Genomic DNA, 8732 nt, shown 5'->3' with positions numbered 1-8732 from the left:
TGAGTTTTCGCAGCGCCTTGGCTTCAATTTGGCGGATGCGTTCGCGGGTCACGTCGAACTGCTTGCCCACTTCTTCCAACGTGTGGTCGGTGGACATCTCGATGCCAAAACGCATGCGCAGCACTTTGGCTTCGCGAGGCGTGAGGCTGTCCAAGATGTCTTTGACCACGTCGCGCAGGCCCGCTTGCAAGGCCGCATCGATGGGCGCGGTGTGCGTGCTGTCTTCGATGAAGTCACCCAAGTGGCTGTCGTCGTCGTCGCCGATAGGCGTTTCCATGGAGATCGGCTCTTTGGCGATCTTCATGATCTTGCGGATCTTGTCTTCCGGGATTTCCATTTTCTCGGCCAGGATGGAGGCATCGGGCTCGAAACCGAATTCCTGCAAGTGCTGACGCGAGATGCGGTTCATCTTGTTGATCGTTTCGATCATGTGCACCGGGATGCGGATCGTGCGGGCCTGGTCCGCAATCGAACGGGTGATGGCCTGGCGGATCCACCAAGTGGCATAGGTCGAGAACTTGTAGCCACGGCGGTATTCGAACTTGTCCACAGCCTTCATCAAACCGATGTTGCCTTCCTGAATCAGATCAAGGAACTGCAGACCGCGGTTGGTGTACTTCTTGGCGATCGAGATCACCAAGCGCAAGTTGGCTTCGATCATCTCTTTCTTGGCATCGCGTGAAGAACGCTCGCCGGCGTTCATGCGCTTGTTGATGTCTTTAAGCTCATCGAGTGGCACCACCACTTGCGATTGAAGGTCCATCAGCTTTTGCTGCAGGTCCTGCACGGGCGGGATGTTGCGGCCCATGACGGCGCTCCAGCTCTTGCCAGCGGCCGCTTGCTTTTCGATCCACTTGAGGTTGAGCAGTTGCGACTCGATGCGTTTGCCGTTTTTGTCACGGCCGCTGAAGTCCGCAATGAAGTTGTCTTGCGGGTAGCCGCACTTGTCCACAATGATGCGGCGCAATTCGCGTTCTTTTTTGCGCACATCGTCGACTTGTCCGCGCACCATGTCGCACAGTTTTTCAATCGTCTTGGCGGTGAAGCGGATGGTCATCAGCTCTTCAGACAGCGCCGATTGCACCTTGATGTAGGCGGGCGTGCCCCAGCCTTCCTTGTCGTACACCTTGTGCACTTTTTCAAAGTACTCGGTGATGCGGTCAAAGCGCTCCAGGGCCTGGTTTTTCAGCTCTTCGAGTTTTTTCGTCAGGGCTTTGGAGCCACCTTTGCCATCGTCGTCGTCGGCTTCGTCGAACTCGTCGAAGTCTTCTTCGGCCACATAGTCATCGGCTTCGTTCAGGTTGGCAAAACCGTCCACCACAGTGGAGATCACGATCTTGCCTTCACGAATTTCATTGGCCAGGCGCAAAATTTCGGCGATGGTGGCAGGCGATGCGCTGATCGCGGCCATCATGTCCATCAAGCCGCCTTCGATGCGCTTGGCGATCTCGATTTCACCTTCGCGGGTCAGCAACTCCACGGTGCCCATTTCACGCATGTACATGCGCACAGGGTCGGTGGTGCGGCCGAACTCACTGTCTACGGTGGACAGGGCGGCCTCCGCGGCTTCTTCGGCTTCCTCTTCTGTGGAGCCGGTGGGCGCGTTATCGGTGATGATCAGGCTCTCGGCGTCGGGCGTTTGCTCGTACACCGCCACACCCAAGTCGTTCAAGGTGGCAATCACCACTTCCAGGGTTTCGGCATCGACCAGTTTGTCGGGCAAGTGGTCGCTGATCTCGCCGTTGGTGAGGTAGCCACGGGTTTTGCCCAGCTTGATCAGCGCCTTCAAGCGGTCGCGGCGTTGCTTCATTTCGGCTTCGGTGAGGACGGTTTCGTCCAAACCAAATTCCTTCATCAAGGCGCGCTCTTTCGCCTTGCTGATCTTCATGCGCAGAGGCTTGACCTTCTCAGCGGAATCTGACCCGGTTTCTACAACGGGCTCGCCTTCCAGGTCGGCTTCAATTTCGAGTTCGTCTTCCAAGCTGGGCTCGGCGATGCTCCCTTTTTTCTTGGGGCCACGTTTGGCACCGACCACCACTTTTTTGGCAGCTGGCTTTTTGTCTTCAGCGGGTGCGGATGGCTTGGCTGCTTTGGCAGGTTTCTTGTCGATCACTTCAGATTTCTTGGCGGGCACAGATGCGGCTTTCTTCACAGGCTTGGCGGTAGAGGCCGGGGTTGCCGTTGCTTTGACTTGGCTGGGTGCCGCCTTGGCTGCCGGTTTTGCTGCCGTTTTCGCTGCGGGTTGGGCAGCGACTTTGGCAGGCGCCTTGGCCTTGCTCACCACGGGGGCGGGCTTTTTGGCTGGGGCTTTGGCAGTCGCAGGGCTTGTGGCTTTGGGCTTGGCGACGGGCGCGGGGGCTTTTTTGGCGACAGGTGTCTTGGCAACGGGTTTGGATTTGGCAGGGGCCTGGGCAGGCTTCTTCGACTTTTGAGCAGGCATGAACACCTCAGAACATCAAAACAGACAAGGAAACGGACACAGTCAGCGCCAAATACATCCCGGCGCAGGCGTGGGTTAAGGACACAGGTCAAAACCTAATATGGGTGTTGATACTGCAAGGACAAGATGGAGGGCGAACATTTGGAGTGCAGTCCTTGCGGAACGGTGACCGGCCCACATGGGGGCATCGCTTGGATGGCGGTGGTCTAGCCGGAGGTGCTGCTGTCGCTCTTGCCGAAAAGGATGGATTATACCGAAGGAAGGGCAGGTTTTTCAGAGCGCAGGTCGAATGGCAGTTTTGGGGCGAAAGGCCTTGCAGATGGCTTCGCGTGTTTCCATGTACGGGCCGCCGATCAAATCGACGCAATAAGGCACCGCAGCAAAAATGCCGTGCACCACAGTTTGGCCATCGGCGTCTTTCAGGCCTTCCAGCGTCTCGGCAATTGACTTGGGCTGGCCGGGCAGATTGATGATCAGACTTTGGCCGCGGATGACGGCCACCTGCCGGGAAAGAATGGCCGTGGGCACAAATTTCAGGCTGATCTGGCGCATTTGTTCGCCAAAACCAGGCATTTCCTTGTCCGCTACGGCCAATGTGGCCTCGGGGGTGACATCGCGCAAAGCCGGGCCCGTGCCCCCAGTGGTGAGCACCAGGGCGCAACCGGCGTCGACCAATTCGATCAGGGTGGCGCTGATGCGCTCTTTTTCATCAGGAATCAGGCGCGGCTCGAAGGTGATCGGGTTGTGCAGCGCTTGGGTCAACCAGCCTTGCAAGGCGGGCAGACCTTTGTCTTCATAAACCCCCGAACTGGCGCGGTCGCTGATGGACACGATGCCGATCTTGACCGAATCAAAAAGCAATTCACTCATCTTCAGCTTCCTCTTGCGCTGTGTGGTCGCTTTCGCCGCCCGTGAGCACACTGCGGACAAACTTGAACAGCTCCCGGTAAGCCCGGCTTTGCCGGGGGGCCAGGCCTTGTGAGACAGTGGCATTGCTCACCGGCACAGCGTCTTTCCGGGCTTGGCGCACCAAGGCGCGCAGTTGCTGGATGTCCGTTTGTGGCTGGTGCGCGATCCACTCGACAACCGCCGCATCGTCCGCCATCAGGCGGTCGCGCCAAGCCTCTGCCAAATGCAGGGCTTGCGTGTCTTTGGCACTGCCCAAGCGCTGAATGTCGAGCGCTTCACGCACCGCCTGCAGGGTTTCGGGGCTGAGCAGGCGCATCTGCTTGCCAATGAACTGCATCTGGCGGCGCTTGCCTTCAAAGTTGGTGATGCGCTTGGCCTCGGCCAGGCCATCGACCAATTTGTCAGGCAGCGTCAGGCTATCCATCAGGTCTTTGCGCAAGGTCAGCAGGTCCGTGCCCAATTCCTGCAGTTCTGTGCTTTCGCGCTTGAGTTCGGTGCGGCTCGGTCCATCCAAGCCGCCTTTGAGTTCGCGCTTGTACTCCAAGTCGAGTTCGCTGCCTTCGGCAACAAATTGACCACGGACAAAATAGCCTTTTTTGGGTTTACGGGACATGACTGGGGGAACTCATTCTCTGATGCAGCGCGCAGGCTAGGTGGCAAGTATCATAGCGGCCACTGCGCGCTGAGCGTTCGCCATCTGCTTTGAGAAACATTCTGTGAAAAAAACCGCCTCCGACAAAGCCACTTCGTCACAAGCCCATGACGGCTTCAGCTACTCGCGTGACCATTTTGAAGAGCTGGTGGACACGGCCTTGCACCACGCCAAAAAACTCGGCGCCACCAACGCGGGTGCCGAAGCCTCAGAAGGCTGCGGCTTGTCGGTCAGCGTGCGCAAGGGTGAGCTGGAAAACGTGGAGCGCAACCGCGACAAATCCTTGGGCGTGACGGTCTATGTGGGCCACCGACGTGGCAACGCCAGCACATCGGATTTTTCCAAAGCGGCGATTGAGCGAACCGTTCAAGCCGCTTTCGACATTGCCCGCTTCACGGCCGAAGACCCCACAGCTGGTTTGCCCGACGAAGCCGACATCGAAACCCATCAGCGTGATCTGGACTTGTTCCATCCCTGGTTGATCAACAGCGAAGAGGCCGCCCGCATCGCCTTGCAGTGCGAAGCCGCCGCCCTGAAAACCAGCCGCCGCATCACCAACAGCGATGGCGCCGCCGTGTCGGCCCAGCAAAGCCATTTTTTCAGTGCCCACACGCACGGCTTTCGAGGTGGTTATGCCAGTTCGCGGCACAGCGTGTCGGTGGCGCCGATTGCCAAGCTGCCTGGCCGCAACGCCGAAATGCAGCGCGATGCCTGGTACACCTCCATGCGTTCGGCCCAAGAGTTGGCCTCGGTAGAGGCCGTGGGCCGTTACGCAGCCGAGCGAGCCTTGTCGCGTTTGGGGGCAAGGAAAATCGCCACCACCGAATGCCCTGTGCTGTTCGAATCGCCCGTGGCTGCTGGTTTGTTGGGTGGTTTTGTGCAAGCCGTGAGTGGGGGGGCGCTTTACCGAAAGAGCAGTTTCTTGCTGGACTCGCTGGGTAAGAAGGTGTTCCCCAAGCACATCGACATTGAAGAAGACCCCTTTGTCTTGCGCGGCAAGGGCAGCTCGCCTTTTGACGACGAAGGCGTGCGCTCGGTGCGACGCCAGGTGGTCAAAGGTGGTCGTGTTGAAGGCTATTTTTTGAGCAGCTACTCGGCCCGCAAGCTGGGCATGAAAACCACGGGCAATGCAGGGGGCTCGCACAACCTGGCCTTGACTTCTCGCCAGACACAGCCCGGGGACGACCTGGACGCGATGCTGAAAAAGCTGGGCACGGGCCTGTTTGTCACTGAGATGATGGGGCAGGGCGTGAACTACGTCACGGGCGATTATTCGCGCGGGGCCAGTGGTTTTTGGGTCGAAAACGGCCAGATCGCGTATCCGGTCCATGAAATCACCATCGCGGGTAACCTCAAGCACATGCTCAAGGGCATTGAGGCGGTGGGCTCTGACACCTACAACATGGGCGCCAAATCAACCGGCTCCATCCTCGTCAACCGCATGAAGTTGGCCGGCAGTTAAGGCCAGCGGCGCGGTGCAGGCTGAACTCTTGGCGGCACTGGCCGCTTTGTCTTGGGCGGTGGGCAGCTTGTTCTCTGCCGCAGCTTCCAGCCGAATGGGCGCGTTTGCTTTTACCCGTTGGCGCTTGTTTTTTGCACTCACCTTGCTGTGGGCGCTGGCGCTTTGGACGGGTCAATGGCGCAGCCTGGACGGCGGCAGCATCGCCTTGCTGGCGCTGTCCGGCCTGATCGGTATTTTTATCGGCGACACAGCCCTGTTTGCGTGCATGAACCGTCTGGGGCCGCGCCGCAGCGGGGTGCTTTTTGCCACACACGCTCTTTTTTCCACCTTGTTGGCTTGGCTGTTTTTGGGCGAAACCCTCTGGGGCTGGACGTTGGTCGGTGGCAGTTTGCTGGTGTCGGGTGTGATGGTGGCGATTGTGTGGGGCCGGCGCGACAGCGAAACCCATGCTTGGGAAAACACCCAAGGGTCTTTGTGGAAGGGTGTTTTGCTGGGGCTTCTGGCAGCCGTCTGTCATTCAACCGCCACCTTGATGATCAAGCCTTTGATGGTGGCGGGTGTGGACGCAGTGGCTGCTTCTGCCGTGCGCACATCGGCCAGTTTTTTGGCCCACTTGGCCTTGCTTTGGGTGGGTGCCAAAGTCGCACGGCTGCAAAGCCCCCTGAACCCTCGCATCTTGTTCAACACGGCGGCCAGCGCAGTGGTGGCGATGGCCCTGGGCATGACCCTGGTGTCCCAAGCGCTGAAAACCGGTCAGGCCAATTTGGTGGGGATTTTTTCCTCCTTGACCCCGATTTTGTTGTTACCGCTGCTTTGGGTGGTCTACCGCCGTCACCCGGCTTGGGGAGCTTGGGCTGGGGCGTTGTTGGCAGTCGTTGGGGCGGCGCTGATTTTTCAGACCTAGCTGTTTCAGGGCATCAGCCCGCCAGCGCAGCCTTGACCGCAGCCGACACCTGACCCATATCGGCTTTGCCAGCCAGTTGGGATTTGACAGCGCCCATCACTTTGCCCATGTCGCCAGGCCCCTTGGCGCCCAATTCGGCCACGATGGCTTGTACGGCTGCTGTGACTTCTTCGGCCGACATGCGCGCTGGCAGGTAAGCCACCAAAACAGCCATTTCAGCCTTTTCCTTGTCGGCCAGGTCCTGGCGCGCGGCTTGTTCAAAAGCCGCGATCGAGTCTTTGCGTTGCTTGATGAGCTTGTCCACGATGGCCACCACCGCCACATCGTCCAGCTCGATGCGCTCGTCCACTTCTTTTTGCTTCATGGCCGACAGCAGCAAACGGATCGTGCCCAGTCGCTCGGCGTCTTTGGCGCGCATGGCGGTTTTCATGTCTTCGGTGATTTGTTCTTTCAAGCTCATGAGAGGCTCCTGGGATAGGTTTTCAACTAGGAAACGGGATCAGAAACAACAAAGCCCGCCTGAGCGTCCTCCAGCGGGCTTGTTTGCAGACCTTGGCAGGTCATACAAAACGGAAGATCAATACATCTTCTTGGGCAACTGCATGCTGCGCACACGCTTGTAGTGGCGCTTGACGGCAGCAGACTTCTTGCGCTTGCGCTCGGTGGTGGGCTTTTCATAGAACTCGCGTGCACGCAAGTCTGTCAGCAGACCGAGTTTTTCGATGGTGCGCTTGAAGCGACGCAGGGCAACGTCAAACGGCTCGTTTTCTTTCACACGGATGGTGGTCATTGAATCAAAGTTTCCAAAAATGTGCCGGCTGCGCAAGCAAGGGAGATCGGGCCCTTGAAAGCCAGTTACGGCGGATCCCCGTCACGAACTAGTATTTGGCAGACGGGGGTTTGCCAGCAAAGCCTGAGATTATAGCCATAAAAGCCATAATTTCATGCTGCGCTTTGCTGTGAATGGGGTGACAAACTTGCCGCCAATGCTTCGGCACAGGCGTGGGCGCTGGCCCAGGCCCATTGGAAGTTGTAGCCGCCCAACCAACCCGTCACGTCGATCACCTCGCCAATGAAGTACAGGCCGGGCTGCTTGGACTCCATGGTTTGCGAGGAAACATCGCGCGTGTCCACCCCGCCCAGTGTGACTTCTGCTTTTTTGTACCCCTCGCTGCCTGTGGGGGTCAGGCGCCATTTCGACAGCGCATCAGCCAGTTTGTTCAAGGCTTTGTCGGGCACTTCGGCCGAGGTGCGTTGCAAGGCGGGGTCTTGGCTGACCCAGGCTTCGGCCAAGCGGCCAGGCACCAAGGTGGCCAATTCGTTGCCCAGCAGTTTTTTGGATCTCAGCTTGGCGTCTTGCAAACGCTCGGACAAGTTGACTTCGGGGGCCAGATTCAGTTGGATCGGTGTGCCTTCTTGCCAGTAACTGGAAATTTGCAAGACCCCAGGACCAGACAAGCCCCGGTGGGTGAACAGCAAGTCCTCGTCAAAGTGCATGCGGGCTTTTTTCTCGCCCGTTTCGATGCTGACGGGCAGGGCCAAGCCGGCCAGCTGGGCATAAGGTGCCCAGGCATCGCCGTCAAAGGTCAGAGGCACCAGGCCAGGTCGTTGCGCCACCAAGCGCAGACCAAATTGGCTGGCGATGCGGTAGCCCCAGTCGCTGGCCCCGATTTTGGGGATGGACAAGCCCCCTGTGGCCACCACCAGGGCGGTGGTTTGCAGGCTGCCTTGGCTGGTTTCAAGCAAGTAGCGTGTGTTCTCTTCGGTGGGCGCTTGCATGGATTTCACGCTGCAGCCGGAGCGGATCTGCACGCCCCCGGCCGTGCATTCGGCCAACAGCATGCGGATAATGTCTTCGGCCGAATGGTCACAAAACAGCTGACCCTTGTGCTTTTCATGGAAGGCGATGCCGTGTTTTTGCACCAGGTCGATGAAATCTTGCGGCGTGTAACGCGACAAGGCCGAACGGCAAAAGTGGGGGTTTTGGCTGATGAAGTGTTTTTGTGGAGCCGATGCATCCAGCAACCGGTTGGTGAAGTTGCAGCGCCCACCACCCGAGATGCGGATTTTTTCGGCGATTTTGTCGCTGTGGTCGATCAACAGCACTTTGAGGCCGCGCTGGCCTGCCAAGCCAGCGCAAAACAAACCGGCAGCCCCGGCCCCCACGATCACCACATCCCATGTACTCATGGGTCAGGAGTGTAAAGGGCGGGTCAGGCCGATCGAAGAGACAACGTGACCGGCGTGGCCTGTGGCCATGCCCGCGCGCCTTGCACCACATCACCGACCACGATGACGCTGGGGCTTTTCATGCCTTCTCGCTGCATGGTGTTCAACAAATCACCGAGTGTGGTCAGGGCCTGCC

General features: G+C 58.7%; 9 protein-coding genes and 1 pseudogene. 3 read left to right on the top strand and 7 right to left on the bottom strand.

Going from position 1 to position 8732, the window contains the following annotated elements; genetic code table 11:
* On the bottom strand, nt 1–2134 hold a 2134-nt coding region (gene rpoD, locus Q0O19_RS13050; RefSeq protein WP_295523669.1), incomplete at its 3' end, for an RNA polymerase sigma factor RpoD.
* Here rpoD and Q0O19_RS13045 point away from each other — a divergent pair.
* Nucleotides 2103–2432, top strand: coding sequence for a hypothetical protein (locus tag Q0O19_RS13045; protein ID WP_295523667.1), 330 nt, complete (start codon nt 2103–2105; stop codon nt 2430–2432). The genes rpoD and Q0O19_RS13045 overlap by 32 nt on opposite strands.
* 281 nt (nt 2433–2713) lie before the next feature.
* Here Q0O19_RS13045 and mog read toward each other — a convergent pair whose 3' ends face one another.
* Together mog and yjgA are read right to left on the bottom strand one after the other, a co-directional pair.
* Nucleotides 2714–3310 carry a molybdopterin adenylyltransferase gene (gene mog / locus Q0O19_RS13040; protein ID WP_295523666.1) on the bottom strand — a complete coding sequence of 199 codons (597 nt, stop codon included), beginning with the start codon at nt 3308–3310 and terminating at the stop codon, nt 2714–2716.
* Entirely contained in the window at nt 3303–3962 is a 660-nt protein-coding gene (gene yjgA, locus Q0O19_RS13035) for a ribosome biogenesis factor YjgA (RefSeq protein WP_295523664.1), read from the bottom strand. Before yjgA ends, mog begins: the two co-directional genes overlap by 8 nt.
* Nucleotides 3963–4065: 103 nt before the next feature.
* Between yjgA and pmbA the strand changes: the two genes are divergently transcribed.
* Nucleotides 4066–5463 carry a metalloprotease PmbA gene (gene pmbA / locus Q0O19_RS13030; protein WP_295523662.1) on the top strand — a complete coding sequence of 466 codons (1398 nt, stop codon included), beginning with the start codon at nt 4066–4068 and terminating at the stop codon, nt 5461–5463.
* 13 nt (nt 5464–5476) lie between these two features.
* Nucleotides 5477–6367, top strand: coding sequence for a DMT family transporter (locus tag Q0O19_RS13025; RefSeq protein WP_295523661.1), 891 nt, complete (start codon nt 5477–5479; stop codon nt 6365–6367).
* A gap of 13 nt (nt 6368–6380) precedes the next feature.
* On the opposite strand, the gene Q0O19_RS13020 is transcribed toward Q0O19_RS13025, so the two are convergent.
* From Q0O19_RS13020 to Q0O19_RS13005, 4 genes and pseudogenes are all read right to left on the bottom strand, one after another.
* The gene (locus Q0O19_RS13020) at nt 6381–6827 is read right to left on the bottom strand and encodes a GatB/YqeY domain-containing protein (RefSeq protein WP_295523659.1); all 447 of its coding nucleotides are present in this window, start codon (nt 6825–6827) and stop codon (nt 6381–6383) included.
* Between the two features lie 117 nt (nt 6828–6944).
* Nucleotides 6945–7157 carry a 30S ribosomal protein S21 gene (gene rpsU / locus Q0O19_RS13015; RefSeq protein ID WP_019428257.1) on the bottom strand — a complete coding sequence of 71 codons (213 nt, stop codon included), beginning with the start codon at nt 7155–7157 and terminating at the stop codon, nt 6945–6947.
* A 152-nt stretch (nt 7158–7309) separates the two neighbouring features.
* On the bottom strand, nt 7310–8557 hold the full coding sequence (locus Q0O19_RS13010) for an NAD(P)/FAD-dependent oxidoreductase (protein ID WP_295523657.1): 1248 nt from the start codon (nt 8555–8557) through the stop codon (nt 7310–7312).
* Nucleotides 8558–8580: 23 nt separating this feature from the next.
* Nucleotides 8581–8732 (bottom strand): annotated as a pseudogene (locus Q0O19_RS13005) (uroporphyrinogen-III C-methyltransferase); the annotation flags it as partial.

This window comes from Limnohabitans sp. Rim8, from assembly GCF_945869175.1.
Classification (GTDB): Bacteria; Pseudomonadota; Gammaproteobacteria; order Burkholderiales; family Burkholderiaceae_C; genus Limnohabitans_A.
This window is presented reverse-complemented; position numbering and strand designations above follow the sequence as displayed.

What these genes read in the sequence shown, in the direction of transcription:
- mog (WP_295523666.1), bottom strand. Translation starts at nt 3,310, where the DNA reads ATGAGTGAATTGCTTTTTGATTCGGTCAAGATCGGCATCGTGTCCATC.
- yjgA (WP_295523664.1), bottom strand. Translation starts at nt 3,962, where the DNA reads ATGTCCCGTAAACCCAAAAAAGGCTATTTTGTCCGTGGTCAATTTGTT.
- Q0O19_RS13020 (WP_295523659.1), bottom strand. Translation starts at nt 6,827, where the DNA reads ATGAGCTTGAAAGAACAAATCACCGAAGACATGAAAACCGCCATGCGC.
- rpsU (WP_019428257.1), bottom strand. Translation starts at nt 7,157, where the DNA reads ATGACCACCATCCGTGTGAAAGAAAACGAGCCGTTTGACGTTGCCCTG.
- Q0O19_RS13010 (WP_295523657.1), bottom strand. Translation starts at nt 8,557, where the DNA reads ATGAGTACATGGGATGTGGTGATCGTGGGGGCCGGGGCTGCCGGTTTG.